Below are 20005 nucleotides of genomic sequence, written 5' to 3'. Positions count from 1 at the left end.
CTAGGGGGAGAAGACCTTGAAGCTGCTGACGCCCGACCCGGTCTCCGACAGCTCCGAGGAGCCGCCCTCCAGGCCGAGATAGAGGGCCGTCCCCTCCCCGGGCCGCATGCCGGAGGAGCTCCAGACGAGCTTCTCGGCCTGCCGCTGGGTGACGGCCATGGTGACCAGGCTGGTGGCCCTGGTCTCGGCGGAGGACTTCTTGTCCTTGGCCTCGGCGGCGGGCCCGGTCGACAGCACCTCGATTCCGGACATCAGCAGCCTGGTCTCGGTCAGCTCCCCCCGCGGCTTGCCGTCGGAGTTGAGGATCTTGACGGTCACGAACACCGCCACCTTGGAACCGGCCACCACATGGCCGGCGACCCGCTGCGGATCGGTCAGCTCCACCGTCAGCGCGATCTTGCCGTCCGGGACGGTGAACGCCTGGGTGGCGCCCCGCCGCACCAGCAGCGCCCGGCGGATCAGCTCCCCCTCCTTGACGCCCGAGCCCACGACCATGTCCGGGCCGGCGTCCTCGATTCGGGACAAAATCCCGTCGGGCACGCTCGCCGCGGGGAACTTACGGATCGTGGCGTATCCGTCGGGCACCAGCCGGGTGACGGAGGTGCCCGCCGGGATCGCCTTGGCGGCGACCACGACGTCCACCGGACGCTGACCCCGCAGCGCCCGTTCGTCGGCGGCGCGGACGTACCCGTACACCATCAGGCTGCCCAGCCCGGCCAGCGCCACGGCCACCACGATGGTGATCAGCCGGCGATTCACGGTGCCCTCATTTCTGCCGTGTGCTTCATCCGATCAGCTGGATGGCTCTCAGCCCGTAGCGGTCCGGGCCCGTTCCCACGGCCCCGACCACGGTTCCCTTGGTGAAGAAGCCCATGAGGCACGGACCGGCGGACGTCGCGCCCGACCCGTCGCAGTCCTCGCCGTCCGACCAGGAGGGCTGGGCGCTCCCCGGCCCGAACCAGTAGCCGGTCGGCAGGAAGTAGGCGAAGCCCGTGATGTGGTACCTGTGGCTCCCGCCGCCGCCCGGCGTGACCGAGTCGTAGACGGGCACGGGGAGCGGCCGCCGGTTGTCGGCCAGGAACGTCTCCAGCGTCACCGTTCCGCCCTCCGCCTGACAGGACGGGGGAGTCCAGTCGGACGGGATCTCGATGCCCGCCACGTCGGTGTCGGCCCGCAGGTCCTGGAGGCAGTCGCCGCCGGGCGGGCCGAGCCAGGCCAGGGCGCCGGGACCGGTCGCGGGGGCGGGGTCCGCGGGGTTGGCGCAGTCGCGCTGCCGCACCTGCGCCTGCTGCGCGGGATCCGGTGTCACCGTCTTGATCCGGTCGGCCGGGACGAATCCCGAGCCGGCGGGCGGCGGGCTGGAGGTCAGGTCCTCGAAGGCGCACTCGGCGATGCCGAACGCGAACGCGTGGGAGTGCCCGCCCAGCGGTCCCCAGGCGGCGCGGGCGCAGGCGGCCGCCTGGCCGCCCTGGTAGCTGCTGCCGAGCACCGCGGCGCCGAAGACCGGGGGGAACAGCGTGCCGCCGTCGGCGGTCCTGGTGCGCGTCCTGATCTCCACGAAGTTGCCGCCGGCCGGTCGCGGGCCGACGCATCTGGTGAGCTGGGTGTCGTCGAGGGGGCACGGGCCGGCGGCGGCTCCGTTGATGCGGGCGCAGCGCAGGATGGCCCATGCCGCGCCGTCCCTGGCGTTCTGCTCGGCGGAGGTCTGGGCCGCGTTCACGAACGCGGCGGGGGTGCACGCCTCGTCCTGCGCGCAGGCGCGTGCCGCGGCCAGGACGCCGGCGTCGGCCCCGTTCTGCAGTTCCTCGCGTTCGACGTAGAGCAGGCCGACGTCCACGACGAGCGCCAGCATCCCGACCACCACGAGGCTGCTCATCAGCACGGCGAACACGGTGCTGACGACCCCTTCGTCCCGGGGGCCGCGGGACCGGCCCCGCGGGAGGAGTCTCAGGTCGGGCACTGCATGACCGCCTGTCCGATCAGCGTCCGGTTGAACAGCGTCCCCTGGAAGTCGTAGACGACGGTGGCCCTGGCCTGGGCGGCCGTCCCGGCGCAGGGCTCGACCGCGCCGGGGTCGGCCACGGCCAGCCCGCCGAGCGCGGTCGTCATGATGTCGGCCGCCGCGGTCTGGGGGTCGGCCGGCGGCTGGGTCAGCACCGCGGTGCGGACCCCCTGCCGGGCGGCCTCGTTGAGCCGCAACTGGGCGTTGAACGCGCGGCCGAAGTCGATGATCATGAAAATGAGCATGATGAGCACCGGCAGGAGCAGGGCCATCTCCACGGCGACGACCCCACGGTCGGTCCGGGTGGACGGGGCCCGCGTCGTTCCCGCTCCGCCGGGGAACCCGCGGGCCCTGCGTCGGCTTGGCATCGTGTCTCCCCCCGGAGGGTCGGCCGGATCGGCGGAGCGGGAACCGGCGGCCACCGGGCGGGTCCGCCCGACGGCCGGAGGGTCAGGGGGTGAGCGCTTCGGCCGCGGCGTCGAACGCCGCCGTGATGCCGCCGCCGAGGGCGGTGGCGGCGGCGACGATGATCGCCACCAGGACCGCGATCATCAGGCCGTACTCCACGGCCGTCACGCCGGCGTCGTCCCGGTCGCGTGCCGCCTGGAGACGGACGGCCAATGCCGTTATCATTCTGTTAACCATGGGTATGTGCCCCTTCGAGCTGGGAACGGTCCGATCCGGCCCCCGCACCGGCCGGGCGGCGACGTTCGCCTGCGGGGAAAAAGAGTGGTGAGGGCGGCGCCGGTGCGTTAAGCCGTCTTTTGGCCGGAAAACTCTGCCCGTTCGGCCGACATGTCCGCCGAACGGCCGACACGCGGCGGAAGAACCGATGGTCGCGGCATGATCATTTTGTCCGCCGGTGAGCCCGGTGACCCCGAGTTGACTTCCGTGACCTTACTTGGGCGTATAGATCCTTGTTGCCAGTGGTAAACCTGGTCTTGCTGTGAATCGTCCCAGCTGTCAGAGTCCCACTCTTGCGCGATCCGGGAGCCGTTGCGAGTCCACCGGCAGGACTCGGTCCCGGTCGTCCCCTGGGAGGTCCGATGGGCATTCGGGTTGTGGTGGTGGACGCCCACACGCTGTCCCGCCACGGGCTGGCGTGGATCGCCGAACGCCAGCCGGACGTCGAGGTCGTCGGGGAGGCCGGCTCGCTCGCCCAGGCCGTCTCCCGGGTGGCCGCCCGGTCGCCCCAGGTGGTCACGGTGGCGGCCCGGCTGCCCGACGGGGACGGGCTGGGCCTGGTCCGTGCGCTGCGCGCCCGCGACCCGGAGCTGGGCGCGGTCGTGCTGGGCCCGCCCGGGGACGACGAGGTGCTGTTCGCCGCCATGGACGCCGGCGCCTCGGCCTACGTGACGACCACCGCCCCGGCCGCCGAGATCGCCGCCGCAATCCGGCACGCCGCGGTCGCCCCCGGCTCGTTCACCTCCGCCGGCCTGGCCCGGGCCCTGGCCCGCCGCCGGACGGGCGGGCTGCTGAGCCCCCGCGAGCGCCAGGTCCTGACCCTGCTCATGGAGGGCCGCTCCATCGCCGCGATCGCCAGCACCATGCACCTGAGCCATTCGACCGCCAAGACCTACACCGCCCGCCTCTACGAGAAGCTCGGCGCCGCCAACCGCACCCAGGCGGTCATGGCCGCCCTGCGCCTCGGCCTGGTCAGACACGACCTCCCGGTCCCACCCCCGAGACTGCCGGACGTGGCCGGCTCCTGCTGACCTCCTGCCGGTGATCGCACCGGCGGGGTGGTCAGCGAGCGCTTACCGCGATCGGGCAGACTGGGGTCGCCGAACGTGGTTCTGTGGAGCCGCGGGCGGGTGACACCGGCGTTCGAAAGGGAGCGTGGATGAGCGCGTCGAAGCAGGGGCCGCTGAAGGGTGTGCGGGTGATCGAGCTGGCCGGGATCGGGCCGGGGCCGTTCGCCGCCATGTTGCTGGCCGATCTGGGGGCCGAGGTGATCCGGGTGGACCGGCCCTCGGCGGTGCTGCCGCCGGAGTCGAGGGACATCGGCAAGGCCATGGGCCCCGGAGGCTCCGACACGGCTCTGGACCCGAGGAGCACCGACTTCTCCAACCGGGGCAAGCGCTCGATCGCGGTGGACCTCAAGAGCGAACGGGGCAGGCAGGTCGTGCTGCGCCTGGTCGAGCAGGCCGACGTGCTGCTGGAGGGCTTCCGGCCGGGGGTGACCGAGCGGCTCGGGCTCGGCCCCGACGACTGCGCGGCCGTCAACCCCAGGCTGGTGTACGGGCGGATGACCGGCTGGGGGCAGCAGGGGCGGCTGGCGCACAGCGCCGGGCATGACATCGGCTACATCGCCACCACCGGGACGCTGCACGCCATCGGCCGGGCGGGCGGGCCGCCTCAGGTGCCGATGAACCTGCTGGGCGACTTCGCCGGCGGCAGCATGTACCTGGTGGTCGGAGTGCTCGCCGCCCTGCTGGAGGCCAAGGTCAGCGGGCAGGGCCAGGTGGTGGACGCCGCGATCGTGGACGGCACCGCGCACCTGTCGACGTTCATCCACGGCTTCCTGGCGGGCGGCCTGTGGACCGACCAGCGCGGGGTGAACATGCTCGACACCGGCGCGCCCTGGTACGACGTGTACGAGACCGCCGACGGCAGGCACGTGGCGGTGGGCGCGATCGAGCCGCAGTTCTACGCCGAGTTCATCCGGCTGCTGGGCATCAAGGACGCCGACGATCTGCCCTCCCAGCACGACCGGTCGGGGTGGCCGGTGCTGCGCGAGCGGTTCGCCGAGGCCTTCCGGACCCGGACGCGCGACGAGTGGGCGGAGATCTTCCTGCCCGGGGACGCCTGCGTGGCGCCGGTGCTGTCCCTGAAGGAGGCGGCCGAGCACCCCTACAACACCGAGCGGGAGGTCTTCGTGGAGGAGGGCGGGCACCTGCAGCCGGCGCCCGCGCCCCGCCTCTCCCGGACTCCGGGCGCGATCGCCGGGCCGCCCGCGCTGCCGGGCGAGCACACCCGCGAGGTGCTGGAGAGGCTCGGCTTCACCGACGTGGACGAACTGCTGGCCGAGGGCGCGGTCGCCCAGGGGTGACGCCCGGCCGGTGGGCGCGGTGATCGTCTACGGTCGCCCCGCCCGCCGGCTGCGGACGAGCCCGGATCCCGGGGCGCCGGCCGGGCGGCCGGCGCCCCGTCATGGTCGCCGGCCCAGCCGGACGGGGGCCGGGCTGGGCGGGCGGACAGTGCCCGCACCGGCCGCCGGACGGGCCCGGCCGATACGGCAGACTCTGATGAACGTGGTTCGGTCAGGAGGTCGCCGCATGCGTGAGGTCGTCATCTGCTCGCCCGTCCGTACTCCCGTCGGCAGGTTCGGCGGGGCGCTCAAAGACGTCCCGCCGCAGCGGCTGGCCGCGACGGTCATCGCCGAACTGCTCAAGCGCACCGGCGCCGACCGGGTCGATGAGGTGATCCTCGGCCAGTGCTACCCCAGCGGCGAGGCCCCGGCGATCGGGCGGGTGGCCGCGCTGGACGCCGGGCTGCCGGTGGACACGCCCGGCAGCCAGGTCGACCGGCGGTGCGGCTCCGGTCTGCAGGCGGTCGTCAACGCCGTGCTGATGGTGCGCGACGGCGCCTGCGACACCGTTATCGCGGGCGGCGCGGAGAGCATGAGCCAGGTCGAGTACTACGCGACCGGGCTGCGCTGGGGCCGGCCCGGCGCGGAGATCAAGCTGATGGACCGCCTGGACCGGGCGCGCGTCACCCCCGGTGGCGAGCACCACCCGGTGTCCGGCGGGATGCTGGAGACCGCCGAGAACGTCCGCGCCCGGTACGGCATCGCCCGCGAGGAGCAGGACGAACTGGCGCTGCGCTCCCATCGGCGCGCGGTCGCCGCCCAGCAGGAGGGCCGCTTCGACGACGAGCTCGTCCCCGTGGAGGTGGCCGGCCGCAAGGAGACCGTCGTGGTGGACCGCGACGAGCACCCGCGCGCCGACACCACGCTGGAGCGTCTGGCCGGGCTGCGGCCCGTGCGCACGAGGCTGGACCCCGAGTCGACGGTCACCGCGGGCAACGCCAGCGGCCAGAACGACGGCGCCGCGGTCTGCCTGGTGACCACCCGCGAGGAGGCCGACCGGCTCGGACTGCGGGTCCGCGCCCGGCTGGTGTCGTGGGCGGTGGCCGGGGTGCCGCCGGAGCTGATGGGACTCGGCCCCGTCCCGGCCACCGCACGCGCGCTGGAACGGGCCGGGCTCGCGCTGTCCGACATCGACCTCATCGAGCTGAACGAGGCGTTCGCCGCGCAGGTGCTCGGCGTCACCCGGGAGTGGGGCTTCGGCGCCGGCGACTTCGAGCGGCTCAACGTCAACGGCTCGGGCATCTCGCTGGGCCACCCCGTCGGCGCCACCGGCTGCCGCATCCTGGCCACGCTCATGTACGAGATGGAGCGCCGCCAGGCCCGCTACGGGCTGGAGACGATGTGCATCGGCGGCGGGCAGGGCCTGGCCGCCGTCTTCGAGCGCGTGACCCCCTGACCCCCGGCTCCCCGAGTTCGTTGTGGCAGGATCCGCGAGCGTGACGAACACCCCCGTAACCCCTGTCCCGGCGCCGATGCACGGCCTGGTGGAAAGCGTCGAGACGAGCGAGGGCGCGGCCGTGGCGGCCGGTGCGCCGCTGGTCGTGCTCGAGGCGATGAAGATGCAGCACGTCGTGGAGGCGCCCGCCGCCGGGGTCGTACGGCGGCTGCCGGTCGCGCCCGGCGACACCGTCGCGGAGGGCGACCCGGTCGCCTACCTGGAGTTCGCCGCCGTCGGGGCCGCGGAGGTCGGCGCGCCGCAGGCGGGCCCGGCGCCGGGGGAGGCCGACGACGGGGCGGTCAGGGCCGATCTCGCCGAGGTGATCCGGCGGCATGAGATCGGGCTGGACGCCGCCCGTCCCGAGGCCGTCGCCCGCCGGCACGGCACCGGCCGGCGCACCGCCCGCGAGAACGTCGAGGACCTGTGCGACCCGGGCACGTTCACCGAGTACGGCGCGCTGACCATCGCCGCCCAGCGCCGCCGCCGCCCGCTGGAGGAGCTGATCGAGCGCACCCCGGCCGACGGGCTGGTGGCCGGGGTCGGCGACGTCAACGGCCACCAGGCCGTGGTCATGGCCTACGACTACACGGTCCTGGCCGGCACCCAGGGCGCGATGAACCACCTCAAGAAGGACCGCATGTTCGAGCTGGCGGCCCGGCGGGGGCTGCCGGTGGTGCTGTTCGCCGAGGGCGGCGGGGGCCGGCCGGGGGACACCGACACCACCACCGTCTCCGGACTGGACACCATGGCGTTCCACCTGTTCGCCCGGCTGAGCGGACGGGTGCCGCTGGTGGGCATCGCGGCCGGGCGGTGCTTCGCCGGCAACGCCGCGCTGCTGGGCTGCTGCGACGTCGTCATCGCCACCGCGGACGCCAACATCGGCATGGGCGGCCCGGCGATGATCGAGGGCGGCGGGCTCGGGGTGTTCGCCCCCGAGCAGATCGGGCCGATGTCGGTGCAGGTGCCCAACGGGGTGGTGGACGTACCGGTCGCCGACGAGGCCGAGGCGGTCGCGGTGGCGCGCCGCTACCTGGCGTACTTCCAGGGACCGTCACCGGAGTGGACGGCGCAGGACCAGCGGCGGCTGCGCTCCCTCGTCCCCGAGGACCGCCGCCGGGCCTACGACGTGCGGGCGGTCATCGACGTGCTCGCCGACACCGGCTCGGTCCTGGAACTGCGCCGGGGCTTCGGCGCGGGCGTCGTCACCGCGCTGGTGCGGATCGAGGGCCGCCCGCTCGGGCTGATCGCCAACAACCCCGGCCACCTGGGCGGCGCCATCGACCGGGACGCCGCCGACAAGACCGCCCGCTTCCTGCAACTGTGCGACGCGCACGGCCTGCCCGTAGTGTCGCTGTGCGACACCCCCGGGTTCATGGTCGGCCCGGACGCCGAGCAGACCGCCACCGTCCGGCACTTCGCCCGCCTGTTCGTGACGGGCGCCCACCTGCGGGTGCCGATCTGCACGGTGATCTTGCGCAAGGCGTACGGGCTGGGCGCGCAGGCGATGGCCGGCGGCAGTCTGCGGGTGCCAGTCGCCACGGTGGCCTGGCCGACCGGGGAACTGGGCGGCATGGGGCTGGAGGGCGCGGTCCGGCTGGGGTTCCGCCGGGAACTGGAGGCGATCGCCGACCCCGCCGAGCGGCAGGCCGCCTTCGACGGGCTGGTGGCGGCGGCCTACGAACAGGGCAGGGCGCTCAGCGCGGCGACCGTCTTCGAGATCGACGACGTGATCGACCCGGCCGAGACCCGCCGCTGGATCAGCACCGCGTTCGGCCGGGCGCAGGTGCCGCCCGGCGGCCGTGGATTCATCGACGCCTGGTGACCTCCGCCTTGCCAAAGACCGGGTGTCGTCGCTGGTCAGAGGGGTAGTGGCCTTCAACGTACGCCGCCGCCGGATACGAGGATGCGCCGATGGGCCTGCTGCGATCGGCCGTTGGGCTGGTACCCAGGGCCGCCGCGACCGCGGTGGCCCTGCCCGTGCGCGCCGCCCGTGCGCTGCCCGCCCCGCCCCGGCCCCCGCTTCCCCCGGTGCCCCGCCCTCGGTCCCTGGACCTGCCGCGCCTGGCCGAGCACGCCGAACTGGCCAACCTGGTCGGCCGGCGCAGGCGGCGCCGGGTCTGGTCCGACCGGGGCCGCGCCTACATCGAGGTGCGCGGGCTGCGGGCCGGCCGCGACGGCAGGGCGCAGGAGGCCGTGCGCCGGGCCGTGCAGTGCGTACGGGGCGTGAACTGGGCCGAGGTCAACGCCGTCACCGGGGAGGTCCTCGCCTCGTTCGACGAGGGCGCGGTCTCCACGGACCAACTCGTCGACGCCGTCCGGACCGTGGAGGAGACCCACGGGCTCGCCGAGGGGACCGAGGAGGACCTGCCCGGATACGGCCATCCGGCCGCCCGGGCGCCCGTCACCGCCGAGGCGATCATGCTGGCCGCCGACTGCACCGCGTTCGCGGTGGGCGTCGCCGGGCGGCTGCTGCACTGGCCCCGCGTGCCGCGCGGCGTGCGAGCCGCGGTCGCGCTGGTGGACTCGCAGCCGGCCCTGCGGCGGATCCTGGAGGACAGGCTCGGCCGGCACGGCACCGAACTGGCGCTGACCCTCACCACCGCGCTCGTGCACGGGCTGACCCAGGACCCCGGGTCGATGGGGGTGGACGCCCTCCACCGCACGCTGCTGCTCGCCGAGCTCGCCGAGCGCCGTGCGGTGTGGCGCCGCCGGGAGCGGGAGCTGAGCGAGGGCGGGCTGCCCGACCAGGCGGTGCCGCACCTTCCCCGGCCCGTTCCGCTGGCGCCCGGCCCCATCGAGCAGTACGTCAACCGGTCCGCGCCGGCGACGCTGGTCGCCTCCGGGGCGGTGCTGGGCCTGACCCGCGACCCCGGCAGGGCGGCCGACATCGTGCTGGCCACAGTGCCGAGGGCGGCCCGGATAGGACGCGAGAGCTTCGCCGCGATGCTCGACCGGGAACTGTCGCGGCAGGGCGTCGTCCCGCTGCAGGGCTCGGCCTACCGGAAGTTCGACCGCATCCGCGCGGTCATCCTGGAGTCCGCCGTGCTGTGCGGGGACGGTCTGCAGGTCCTGGACGCCGGCGGTCCCGAGGTCTGGCGGATCGCCGCCCGGCTGCTGACCGCCGACCCCGAGCTGCGCGAGCGCCCCGACGACAACGGCCGCCTGCTGAGACGGCTCGATCCGGGGTCGCCGGCCGACCCCGGAGGGCTGCGGATGGAGGTGGTGGAGCCCGACGGCAGGGTGCGCGGCCGGGTCCGGGTCGGCTGCCGGCTCGATCCGCTGGCCGACGCCGTGCTGGCGGCCGCCCGCGAGAGCGGGGCGCGGGTGCTGCTCACCGAGCACGCCTCGGCCGCCGAGCTGCTGGCGCTGGCCGACGACACGCTGCCGACCACGACCCCGCTGGCCGAGCACGTGCGGGTGCTGCAGTCCACCGGCGCGGGGGTGCTGGTCGTCACCGCCGGGGACGCCGAGGCGGCGCTGGCCGCCGACGTGGGGGTGGCGGTGCTGGGCACCTCGGCCGCGGACCGCTCCGGCGGCTGGGGCGCCGACCTGGTCTGCGGCCCGGGGCTGGAACAGGTGTGGCGGCTGCTGACCGCCGTCGGCGCCGCCCGCGAGGCCAGCAGGCGGTCGGCCCGGCTGGCGCTGGGCGGCGCCGCGCTGGGCACGCTGCTGGTGATCACCCAGCGGCGCCGCTCCTCCCCGTTCATGCTCGCCCCCGTCTACAGCGCGGCCCTGGTGGCGATGGCCGGCGGGGTGGTGACGGCCCGCCGGCTGAGCACCCGGCGCGCGCCGGCCCCGCTGCCCCGGCTGCCGTGGCACGCGCTGGACCCCGACACCGCGCTGGAACGCGCCACCGAGCTGCGCGCGCAGCACGTCGCGCTGCGCGCCGCCCAGAAGGGGCACGGCCCGCCGGGACCCTCGCACGGCCCGGTGCGCGCGGTACTGGATCTGGCCACCGCCGTGGGCCGCGAGCTGCGCGACCCGCTGACGCCGGTGCTGGTACTGGGCGCCGCGGCCTCCGCGATTGTGGGGTCCGAGGTGGACGCCGCGCTGGTCGGCGGGGTGATGGCGGGCAACGCGGTGATCAGCGGGGTGCAGCGGATGCGCGCCGAACGGGCGCTGGGCCGGCTGCTGCTCGGGCAGCGTCCGCCGGCCCGGCGGCTGCGGCCCGGCGACCCGCGGCCCCCGCTGGAGGACGGCGGTGAGGCCGACGGCTGGGAGCGCATCCCCGCCGAGGACCTGTACGTCGGCGACATCATCGCGATCGGCCCGTCCGACGTGGTGCCCGCCGACGCCCGGCTGCTGGTCGCCGAGGACCTGGAGGTGGACGAGGCCAGCCTGACCGGGGAATCGCTGCCGCTGCCCAAATCCGTGCAGGCCACGCCCGGCGCCGACCTCGCCGAGCGGTCCTGCATGGTCTACGAGGGCACCACGGTGCTGACCGGCCGGGCACAGGCGGTCGTGGTAGCCACCGGGACGGCCACCCAGGCGGGCCGGGCCGCCGCGCTGGCCGGGCGGGCCGCCGCCCCGGCTGGTGTGCAGGCCCAGCTGAACGAGCTGACCCGGCTGGCGCTGCCGGTGGCCGGGCTGAGCGGGGCGCTCGTCGGGGCGCTGGCCTTCCTGCGGGGCGTGTCGGTCCGGCAGGCGGTCTGCTCGGGGGTGTCGGTGGCGATCGCCGCCGTCCCCGAGGGGCTGCCGCTGGTGGCGACCGTCGCCCAGTTGGCCGCCGCCCGCCGGCTGTCGCGCCGCAACGTGCTGGTCCGCACCTCCCGCACGCTCGGCACGATGGGCCGGGTCGACACGCTGTGCTTCGACAAGACCGGCACGCTCACCATGGGGCGGCTGAAGGTCGTCCGGCTCGCCGGGCCGGAGGCCGACGCCGAGCCCGGCTCCCCGCTCGGCCGCCGACTGCTGACCATCGGAGGGCGCGCCTGCCCCACCGCCGAGGACGCCGCCGGGCTGCGGCACGCCACCGACCGGGCGGTGGCGGAGGCGGCCCGCGAACTGCTCGGCGCGGACGAGGGCTGGCGGCTGGTGCACGAGACGCCGTTCGAGCCCAACCGCGGCTACTCGGCCGCGACCGGGATGGCCGCCGGGGACACCGGGGAGACGCCGTTCATCGCCGTCAAGGGCGCGCCCGAGGTGGTGCTGCCGCGCTGCGGCCGGGTGGCGTCCGGCGGGGAGACGCGTCCGCTGACCGACGAGGGCCGCAGGCAGGCGCGCCGTACCGTACGGCGGCTGGCCGGCGACGGGCTGCGGGTGCTGGCGGTCGCCGAGGCGCGTCCGGACGAGGCCGACATGGCCGAGGCCGAGAAGCTGGCCGAGACCGCCGAGCTGGTGCTGGTGGGCTTCATCGGCATCGCCGACACGCTGCGCCCCGAGGCGCCCGCCGCGGTCGAGCGGCTCGGCCGGGCCGGCATCAAGGTCGTGATGATTACCGGGGACCATCCGGCCACCGCCCAGGCCATCGCCGCCGAGCTGGGCATCCCCGACCCGGACCGGGTGCTGACCGGGACGGAGCTGGAGCGCCTCGGCGAGCAGGAACGCATCGCCCGGATCGCCCGCACCTCGGTGTTCGCCCGGGTCAGCCCCGAGCACAAGGTGCGGATCGTGCAGTCCCTGCAGCGGGCGGGCCGGATCGTGGCGATGACCGGGGACGGCGCCAACGACGCCGCCGCGATCCGGCTGGCCGACGTGGGCATCGGGCTGGCCGCCGGGGACTCCCGGGCCGCCCAGTCGGCCGCCGACCTGATCCTGCGCGGCGGCGACCTGCCGGCCATCGTGGACGCGCTGCTGGAGGGCCGGGCCCTGTGGGACAGCGTCCGCAACGCGGTGTCGATCCTGGTCGGCGGGAACGCGGGGGAGGTCGCCTTCACCGTCTACGGCACCGCGCTGGGCGGCCGCGCCCCGCTGTCGACCCGGCAGCTCCTGCTGGTCAACACGCTCACCGACATGATGCCCGCGCTGGCCGTGGCGCTGGCCCCGCCCTCCCACGACGGCGAGGCGACGGTCACCGCGCCGCCGGCGCGGCGCGGCGGGCCGCTGGCCGACCCGATGCATGAGGCGATCGTGCTGCGCGGCGCGGTGACGGCGTTCGGCTCGATCCTGGCCTGGCACGCCGGACGGCTGACCGGGCGCGGGCGGCGCGCGTCGACGATGGCGCTGGCGGCGCTGGTGTTCACCCAGCTCGTACAGACGCTGCAGGCCGGGTGGCGCAGCCCGGCGGTGCTGCTCACCTGCGGAGCCTCGCTGCTGGTGCTCGTCGGGGTGACCGAGACCCCCGGAGTGAGCCACTTCTTCGGCTGCACCCCGCTCGGGCCGTTTGCCTGGGGGATGGTGTTCGGCGCCGCCGCCGTGGCCGCCGCCGCCTCGCTGGTGGCGCCGCGCCTGCTGCGCTCGCTGTCGCTGGTCCGTGAGCAGGAGCCCGCCGGTGCCGCCTGAGCGGACCAGAACCCGGTACGGCACCAGGTCCGCGGACCGCGTCCGCGGGGGAGCCGTCCGATACGCCGCGGCCGCCCGCCGGGAGGGTGTCCGGGCCGTCCCGGAAGCTGGACTTTTGAGACCCGGTGGCCGCGGTGCCCGGGATTTAATACGGTGCGTCGCGGAGGTGCCCGGAATGCCGGAGTTCTCGATGGTCCTGCGCGGCTATGACCCGCGGCAGGTGGACGATGTGGTGGCGCAGCTGGAGGGCACGCTCGGCCGGGCTCCGCTCAGCGGCGCCCCGATCACGCTCAAGCATCTGGGCTGGACCACGTTCGACGTCGTGCTGCGCGGCTACGACCGCTTCGAGGTGGACGGGGCGATGCGCCGCTACCGCCGGGAGCTGGCCGCGCTGGAGGGCGTGGAACTGCCCGACGACGAGCCGGACGGCGGGCTGGCCTTCGTGCTCGGCGACCGCCCGGCCGCCCGACCGGAGCTGCCGCCGGAGCTGCGCGAGGAGATCCGCCGCGAGCACGGCTTCACGGTGCGGTGGCGCGGCTACGACCGGCACCAGGTCGACCGGTTCATCACCCGGCTGTGGGGCCACCTCGGCCGCTACTCCCTGCGCGCCTACGGGCTCGACCCCGACCCGCTGGAGGCGTGGGAGCTGAACGAACCCGGCTTCGACGTCGTACTGCGCGGCTACGACATGGCGGCGGTCGACCAGGCTGTGGCGGGCTACCGGCGGCAGCTGGCCGGGCACTGACCCTCACCCGGGTCCGGGACTCCCTCGGGCGGGCGGGAGTCAGTCGTCGAGCTGCTTGCGGGCGCGGCGCTTGACCGCCACGCCGCCCCAGAAGGAGAAGCCGCCGACCACCACCTTGGGCGCGCCGGGGACGCCGGGACCGGTGGCCTTGTCGTCGAACGCCCCCATGATGCCGAACCCGCGGACGGTGACGTCCAGGTCGTCGGGGACGACGACGTCGATGCCGCCCATGATGGCGAACGCGTTGATGCGCAGCTCCGGCTCGCTGAACCGCGCCTCGGTCAGATCGATTTTTCCGCCGCCCCAGAACGCGAAGGAGGTGAAGCGGCGCGGCGCCGTCCAGCGGCCCCACCGCTTGAACTCGCTCATGATGGCCACGCCCATCCGGGAGGTGGGCTCGCCGCCGGTGACGCGCTGGTCGGGCGCGGTCAGGTGCCCGGCGCCGGACGCCGCGCCGATCGGCAGGTCGCGGGTCAGCGGCTCCAGCTCACCGTAGGTGCGGGCGGTGTAGGCGGCGGTCAGCCGTTCCTCGAGTTCCTCAAGGTTGATCCGGCCGTCGCCGGCGGCCTCGCGCAGCGTCTGGGCCACCCGTTCGCGGTCGGCGTCGGAGGCCCGCAGCTCGCGCGGATCGGAGGGGACCCGGCGGTCGGGGAGGTCGGTCATGGCTCCTACGGTAAAGCGATCAAGCCGCGGCTTCGAGCCGGACGACGATGGACTTGGACGTGGGAGTGTTGCTGATGTCGGCGGTGCTGTCCAACGGCACCAGCACGTTGGTCTCCGGGAAGTAGGCGGCCGCGCAGCCGCGCGCGGTCGGGTAGGCCACGGCGCGGAAGCCGGGAGCGCGCCGTTCGACGCCGTCGTGCCACTCGCTCACCAGGTCGACGGTGGCGCCGTCGGCCAGCCCCAGCGCGGCCAGGTCGTCGGGGTGCACGAACACCACCCGGCGGCCGCCGCGGATGCCGCGGTAGCGGTCGTCCATCCCGTAGACCGTGGTGTTGTACTGGTCGTGACTGCGGACGGTCTGCAGCAGCAGGCGGCCCTCTGGCACCCGCAGCACCTCCAGGGCATTGACCGTCAGCCGCGCCCGACCGCCGGCGAGGGGGAACTCGCGGCGGTCGCGGGGCGCGTGCGGCAGAGTGAAGCCGCCCGGCTCGCGGATCCGCCGGTTGAAGTCGGCGAAGCCCGGCACCACCCGGGAGATGTGGTTGCGGATGACGTCGTAGTCGCGCTCCATCCCCGCCCAGTCGAAGCCCACCAGCCCCATCGCCAGGCCGAGCCGGCACACGATGGACACCTCCGACAGCAGGTGCGGCGAGGCGGGGGCCAGCCGCCCGCGCGAGGCGTGCACCATGCCCATCGAGTCCTCGACCGACACGAACTGCGGCCCGGACTCCTGCACGTCCGTCTCGGTGCGCCCCAGCGCCGGCAGGATCAGCGCCCGCCGCCCGGTCACCGTGTGGGAGCGGTTCAGCTTGGTGGACACGTGCGCGGTCAGCCGGCACGACCGCATCGCCGCCTCGGTCACCGCCGAGTCGGGGGTGGCGCGCACGAAGTTGCCGCCCATGCCAAGGAACACCTTGACCTTGCCGTCACGCATCGCCTCGATGGCGCGCACGGTGTCCAACCCGTGCTCGCGCGGCGGCTCGAACCCGAACTCGGCGGCCAGCGCGTCCAGGAACGCCGGGGAGGGCCGCTCGTTGATGCCCATCGTCCGGTCGCCCTGCACGTTGGAGTGGCCCCGCACCGGGCACACGCCCGCGCCCGGCCTGCCGATGTTGCCGCGCAGCAGCAGGAAGTTGACCACCTCGCGGATGGTGGGCACCGAGTTGCGGTGCTGGGTGAGGCCCATCGCCCAGCACACGATGATGCGCTCGGCGGCCAGCACGTCCCGCAGCGTCGCGTCGATCTGCGCGCGGGTCAGGCCGGTGGCGGCGAGCACGTCGTCCCAGTCGAGCCCGTTCAGGTGCCCGGTCAGCTCCGGCAGGCCCACGGTGTGCGCGTCCAGGAATTCCCGGTCGATCGCGCCCTCGTCCAGCAGCAGCCGGTTGAGCGCCTGGAACAGCGCCAGGTCGCCGTTCAGCCTGATCTGCAGGAACCGGTCGGCCAGCGCGGTGCCGCGGCCGGCCACCCCCGAGGCGCGCTGCGGGTTCTTGAAGCGCATCAGGCCCGCCTCCGGCAGCGGGTTGACCGCGATGATCCGCGTACCGTTCCGCTTGGCCCGCTCCAGCGCCGACAGCATCCGGGGGTGGTTGGTGCCCGGGTTCTGCCCGACGACGAAGATGAGGTCGGCCCGGTGGAGGTCCTCCAGCAGCACCGAGCCCTTGCCGACGCCGATCGTCTCGGTGAGCGCCGAGCCGGACGACTCGTGGCACATGTTGGAGCAGTCGGGCAGGTTGTTGGTGCCGAACGCGCGGACCAGCAACTGGTAGACGAACGCCGCCTCGTTGCTGGTGCGGCCGGAGGTGTAGAAGGCGGCCTCGTCGGGGGAGTCCAGCCCGGTCAGCTCCTCGGCCAGCAGCCCGAACGCCTCATCCCAGGAGACCGGCTCGTAGTGGTCGGCCCCCTCCCGCCTGAGCATCGGCTCGGTCAGCCGGCCCTGCTGCCCCAGCCAGTGGTCCGAACGCCCGGCCAGCTCGGTGATGGTGTGCCGGGCGAAGAACTCACGGGTGACCCGGCGGCTGGTGGCCTCCTCGGCCACCGCCTTGGCGCCGTTCTCGCAGAACTCGGCCCTGTGCCGGTGATCGCCCTCGGGCCAGGCGCAGCCGGGGCAGTCGAAGCCCTTCTTCTGGTTGACCCGCAGCAGGGTGAGCGCGGTGCGGCGGGCGCCCATCTGGTCCCACGACTGCCGCAGCGCCGCGGTCACGCCGGGCACTCCGGCCGCGTACTCCTTGGGCGGCGAGACCTGCAGGGCGGCATCGCCGGGGTCGTCGATCGGCGCGCGCCGGCTCATCGCTCACATCCCGGGTCGTGGTGGTACCCCTTCATTGTGCCCGCCGGCCGGCGGCGACCCAAGATCGGGCGCGGTCGGGCTAACGCAGCAGGGGGAAGCGGCCGGTGAGCCGGTCGACCAGGGCGCGAGGGCCGGCGATGCTGACGGCGTAGTAGGCCAGGTCCTCGTCCTCGGTGCGGGCCAGCCGGTCGAGGTAGTCGGAGTAGACCCGGACGCGCTGGGCGATCGAGGCCATGTCGGCCACCAGCAGATCGGGCTCGGCGATGGCGGTAGCGCGCAGTGTCCGGACGATGGGCGCGGTCGCGGCCAGGACGGTGCAGCCGGTCCACGGCAGCCCGGTGTGCGGGGTGCCCGAGGCGTCGGCGCCGCCGTCACCGACCAAGTCGGGAGCGGCCTTGCCGACCGCGGCGGCCAGACACGCGGCGGCGTTGACCTGGAGCCCGCGGGGCAGTTCCCGGTCAGCGACGATCACCCATTTGACGGGCAGTTCCCGGGTTGGCAGGTCGGGCCGCTGCTCAAGTGAGCCGAGCCAGGTAGGGACGGAGACGGTCACGGATTCCTCCCGTCGAGTTCCGAAGCATTGACAGGAGACTGACAGGATTGCTGCATTAGTCTCAACTTCAAAACGATGATTCCGAATTTAATTCGGCCCATGGAGGAAGGTAGCGGTCATGGACGAACTTGATGCGGCGATCGTGCAGGCGTTGCAGACCGACGGCAGGCAGACCAACCGGGAACTGGCCGAACGGCTGGGCATCGCCCCGTCCACCTGCCTGGAGCGGGTGCGGTCGCTGCGCGGCCGGGGGGTGATCACCGGGTTCCACGCCGAGGTCGACCTGGCCGCACTGGGCCGGCCGCTGCAGGCGCTGATCAACGTACGGCTGCAGCCCAAGGTCCGGGAGGCGGTGGAGGGCTTCCGCGAGTACATGACCGGCCTGCCGGAGACCCTGGCCGTCTTCGTCGTCTCCGGCGGCGACGACTTCATCGTCCAGGTGGCCGTGCGCGACACCGGCCACCTGCGGGACTTCGTGGTCGACCACGTCTCCCGGTACCGCAACATCGCCGACGTGCGGACCTCCATCATCTACGACCACATCCGCAAGACGCCCGTCGAGGCGTTCGTGCCGGACGCGCGGGAACGGCCGCGGCGCGGACGGTAGCTGACAGAGGATGGCAGCTACCGGATCCAGGATGGGGTGGCATGGCGACGATCGAAGTCGACCGCACGCAGGTCATGGCATACCGGGTGGCGGCGCACGAACTGTACGAGGAACCGGCGGGGGAGCCCGCCGTGCTCGACCTCGGGGTCCAGGACACCCCGCCCGGGACGGCGGCGGTGGGGCTGGCCGCGCGCCGGTGGACGCCTCCCGACGACGGCTCCACCGTGATGATCTGGAGCACGCGCGGGGCGCCGCACCTGCACCGGCGGGCGGACCTGCCCGCCCTGGCGGCGGCGCTGTGGCCGCTGAGCGACGCCGACGCGGCCGCCCGGATGCGCAGTGCCCCGCTCAAGGCTGCCGCCGGGATGGGGCTGACCGCGTTCCGGTCGGCGGCGCAGGTCATGCGCGAGGTGGTCACCCGGCCGATGACCAAGGGGGAGGTGAGCCGGGCGGTCAGCGACGGCGTTCCCCCGGAGCTGACCTACTGGTGCCCGACCTGCCAGGCCCAGCACATCTCGGGTCTGCTGTTCCAGCAGGTGGGACTGCCCGCGGGCGTGCAACTGCTGCCGGGCGGCAGGCCCACGATGCTCGCGCCGGTCGAGGGGACGCCCGGCGTGCCGGCACAGGCGGCAGGGACCGGCGACCTGATCGGTGCCTACCTCCGGCTCCTGGGGCCGGCCGCCCCGGTGGACGTCGCCAGGTTCCTCGGCACGACCGCCACCGCGATCCGGCCCGCCTGGCCCGACGGGTTGCAGGAGGTCCGCGTGGACGGACGGCCGCGCTTCCTGCCCGCTGACCGTGCCGAGGCGCTGCTGGCCGCGCCGCCGCCGCGCGGGGTACGGCTGCTGGCGGCCAACGACCCGTTCCTGCAACCCCGCGACCGCGACCTGCTGGTCCCCGACCGGGCACGGCAGAAGGAGGTATGGCGCGCGATCAGCAGCCCCGGCGTGGTGCTCGCCGACGGGGAGGTCACGGCGACCTGGCGGGCCCGGACGGCCGGCCGGCGCCTGGAGGTCACCGTCACGCCGTTCGAGCCCGTGCCGCCGGGGATCCGCGCCGGCCTCGAGGAGGAGGGCGCACGCCTGGCGGCCGTACGCGGGGCCGCCGACGTGCGCGTCCTCTGGACGGAAGACCTTTAGGAACGGCTGAAGTAACGGCGCGGGTTGCCGACCAGCATCTGGTCGAACTGGGCGTCGGTGACACCGAGCGCACGCAGCGCGGGCAGGACGTCGTCGCCGATGTGCTCGTAGTGCCAGTTCGGCACCATGCCGCGCAGCGACTCGGGGTCGGGGCCGAACCAGTCCATGTAGCAGCTGGCGTCGTGGCTGAGCACCATCCGGTCGGCGTACCCCCGCTCGCACAGCGCCGCGACGGTGGCCACCCGCTGGGCGGTGGGGTTGTAGACGTCCAGACCGAAGCGGTCCATCCCGAGGATCGCGCCGGTGTCGGCCAGCTCCATCAGGTAGTCCAGGTCGTTGCTGTCGCCCGCGTGGCCGATGACGACCTTGGACAGGTCCACGCCCTCCTCGCCGAGCAGGCCGACCGCCAGGCGCCCGCTCTGCGCGCCGGCGGAGGTGTGGACGGTGATCGGCGCGCCCGTCTCCCGGTGGACGGCGGCCACCGCGCGCAGGACGCGGGTGACGCCGGGGGTCAGCCCCTGGGCCTCGACACAGCACTTGAGGAAGGCGGCTTTGACGCCGGTGTCGGCGATGCCCTCGACGATGTCGCGGGTGAACATCTCCACCAGCGGGTCCGGTCCGCCCAGCAGCGTGTCCGGGCCTCGGTAGTGGAACTGGAACGGCAGGTCGTCATAGGTGTACAGGCCGGTGGCCACGATGATGTTGAGCTCGGGGACCTGCTCGGCGATCCGCCGCACGCGCGGGATGTAGCGGCCCAGCCCCCACACCGTCGGGTCGGCGATCGTGGTGACCCCGTGTGCGACCAGGCCGCGCAGCTTGGTCACCGCGTCGGCGATCCGCTCCTCCTCGTCCCACCAGGCGCCGGCGCCGTAGTTCTGGACGTGCTCGCTGGACAGGACGAACACATGCTCGTGCATGTACGTCCGGCCCAGCTCGGCGACGTCGACGGCGCCGGTCACGGTCTCCACAGCGGTCAAGACCCGTCCTCCTCGGATACCGACTGGTCGGTACCTGGCAAACTTAGAGGAGACGGGGCCAA

16 protein-coding genes are annotated in these 20005 nt (G+C 74.2%); 8 read left to right on the top strand and 8 right to left on the bottom strand.

What is annotated here, in order from left to right; genetic code table 11:
- From cpaB to C4U03_RS07825, 4 genes are all read right to left on the bottom strand, one after another.
- Positions 1 to 759 carry a Flp pilus assembly protein CpaB gene (cpaB, locus tag C4U03_RS07840; RefSeq protein ID WP_103937024.1) on the bottom strand — a complete coding sequence of 253 codons (759 nt, stop codon included), beginning with the start codon at positions 757 to 759 and terminating at the stop codon, positions 1 to 3.
- A gap of 25 nt (positions 760 to 784) precedes the next feature.
- Positions 785 to 1891, bottom strand: coding sequence for a Tad domain-containing protein (locus C4U03_RS07835; protein ID WP_327372396.1), 1107 nt, complete (start codon positions 1889 to 1891; stop codon positions 785 to 787).
- Between the two features lie 56 nt (positions 1892 to 1947).
- Entirely contained in the window at positions 1948 to 2370 is a 423-nt protein-coding gene (locus tag C4U03_RS41060) for a TadE/TadG family type IV pilus assembly protein (RefSeq protein WP_200827126.1), read from the bottom strand.
- Positions 2371 to 2452: 82 nt separating this feature from the next.
- Positions 2453 to 2623 (bottom strand): Flp family type IVb pilin, encoded by a 171-nt coding sequence (locus tag C4U03_RS07825; RefSeq protein ID WP_200827125.1) that lies wholly within the window; start codon positions 2621 to 2623, stop codon positions 2453 to 2455.
- 425 nt (positions 2624 to 3048) lie between these two features.
- Here C4U03_RS07825 and C4U03_RS07820 point away from each other — a divergent pair, with 425 nt between their 5' ends.
- The 6 genes from C4U03_RS07820 (at position 3049) to C4U03_RS07795 (ending at position 13717) form a co-directional block, all read left to right on the top strand.
- Positions 3049 to 3717: a response regulator transcription factor gene (locus C4U03_RS07820; RefSeq protein ID WP_103937021.1), complete on the top strand. Its 669-nt coding sequence runs from the start codon at positions 3049 to 3051 to the stop codon at positions 3715 to 3717.
- 128 nt (positions 3718 to 3845) lie between these two features.
- Positions 3846 to 5054 carry a CaiB/BaiF CoA transferase family protein gene (locus tag C4U03_RS07815; protein ID WP_103937020.1) on the top strand — a complete coding sequence of 403 codons (1209 nt, stop codon included), beginning with the start codon at positions 3846 to 3848 and terminating at the stop codon, positions 5052 to 5054.
- A 226-nt stretch (positions 5055 to 5280) separates the two neighbouring features.
- A complete protein-coding gene (locus C4U03_RS07810) occupies positions 5281 to 6489 on the top strand; it encodes an acetyl-CoA C-acetyltransferase (protein ID WP_103937019.1) in 1209 nt (402 codons plus the stop codon).
- Positions 6490 to 6529: 40 nt separating this feature from the next.
- Complete coding sequence (locus C4U03_RS07805) at positions 6530 to 8353, top strand: carboxyl transferase domain-containing protein (RefSeq protein ID WP_235017708.1); 1824 nt, start codon at positions 6530 to 6532, stop codon at positions 8351 to 8353.
- Between the two features lie 89 nt (positions 8354 to 8442).
- Positions 8443 to 12972, top strand: coding sequence for a cation-translocating P-type ATPase (locus C4U03_RS07800; protein WP_200827124.1), 4530 nt, complete (start codon positions 8443 to 8445; stop codon positions 12970 to 12972).
- A gap of 175 nt (positions 12973 to 13147) precedes the next feature.
- Positions 13148 to 13717 carry a DivIVA domain-containing protein gene (locus tag C4U03_RS07795; protein ID WP_103937017.1) on the top strand — a complete coding sequence of 190 codons (570 nt, stop codon included), beginning with the start codon at positions 13148 to 13150 and terminating at the stop codon, positions 13715 to 13717.
- 39 nt (positions 13718 to 13756) lie between these two features.
- Here C4U03_RS07795 and C4U03_RS07790 read toward each other — a convergent pair whose 3' ends face one another.
- The 3 genes from C4U03_RS07790 to C4U03_RS07780 all read right to left on the bottom strand — a co-directional run bounded on the left by C4U03_RS07790 (position 13757) and on the right by C4U03_RS07780 (position 17220).
- A complete protein-coding gene (locus tag C4U03_RS07790; protein WP_103937016.1) occupies positions 13757 to 14380 on the bottom strand; it encodes a DUF1707 SHOCT-like domain-containing protein in 624 nt (207 codons plus the stop codon).
- A 19-nt stretch (positions 14381 to 14399) separates the two neighbouring features.
- Positions 14400 to 16667 (bottom strand): FdhF/YdeP family oxidoreductase, encoded by a 2268-nt coding sequence (locus tag C4U03_RS07785; RefSeq protein WP_103937015.1) that lies wholly within the window; start codon positions 16665 to 16667, stop codon positions 14400 to 14402.
- 79 nt (positions 16668 to 16746) lie between these two features.
- On the bottom strand, positions 16747 to 17220 hold the full coding sequence (locus C4U03_RS07780) for a DUF2000 domain-containing protein (protein ID WP_103937014.1): 474 nt from the start codon (positions 17218 to 17220) through the stop codon (positions 16747 to 16749).
- Positions 17221 to 17338: 118 nt separating this feature from the next.
- Here C4U03_RS07780 and C4U03_RS07775 point away from each other — a divergent pair, with 118 nt between their 5' ends.
- Together C4U03_RS07775 and C4U03_RS07770 are read left to right on the top strand one after the other, a co-directional pair.
- Positions 17339 to 17827: an Lrp/AsnC family transcriptional regulator gene (locus tag C4U03_RS07775; protein WP_103937013.1), complete on the top strand. Its 489-nt coding sequence runs from the start codon at positions 17339 to 17341 to the stop codon at positions 17825 to 17827.
- Between the two features lie 41 nt (positions 17828 to 17868).
- A complete protein-coding gene (locus C4U03_RS07770) occupies positions 17869 to 18966 on the top strand; it encodes a DNA glycosylase AlkZ-like family protein (protein ID WP_200827123.1) in 1098 nt (365 codons plus the stop codon).
- Here the strand turns inward: C4U03_RS07770 and C4U03_RS07765 are convergent.
- Complete coding sequence (locus tag C4U03_RS07765) at positions 18963 to 19943, bottom strand: phosphotriesterase family protein (protein ID WP_200827122.1); 981 nt, start codon at positions 19941 to 19943, stop codon at positions 18963 to 18965. The genes C4U03_RS07770 and C4U03_RS07765 overlap by 4 nt on opposite strands.
- Between the last annotated feature and the right edge of the window lie 62 nt (positions 19944 to 20005).

Origin of the sequence: Thermomonospora echinospora (assembly GCF_900108175.1) — a bacterium.
GTDB lineage: Bacteria > Actinomycetota > Actinomycetes > Streptosporangiales > Streptosporangiaceae > Thermomonospora > Thermomonospora echinospora.
Note: the sequence above shows the minus strand (reverse complement) of the source record. Positions and strands in the feature narration are given on the sequence as shown.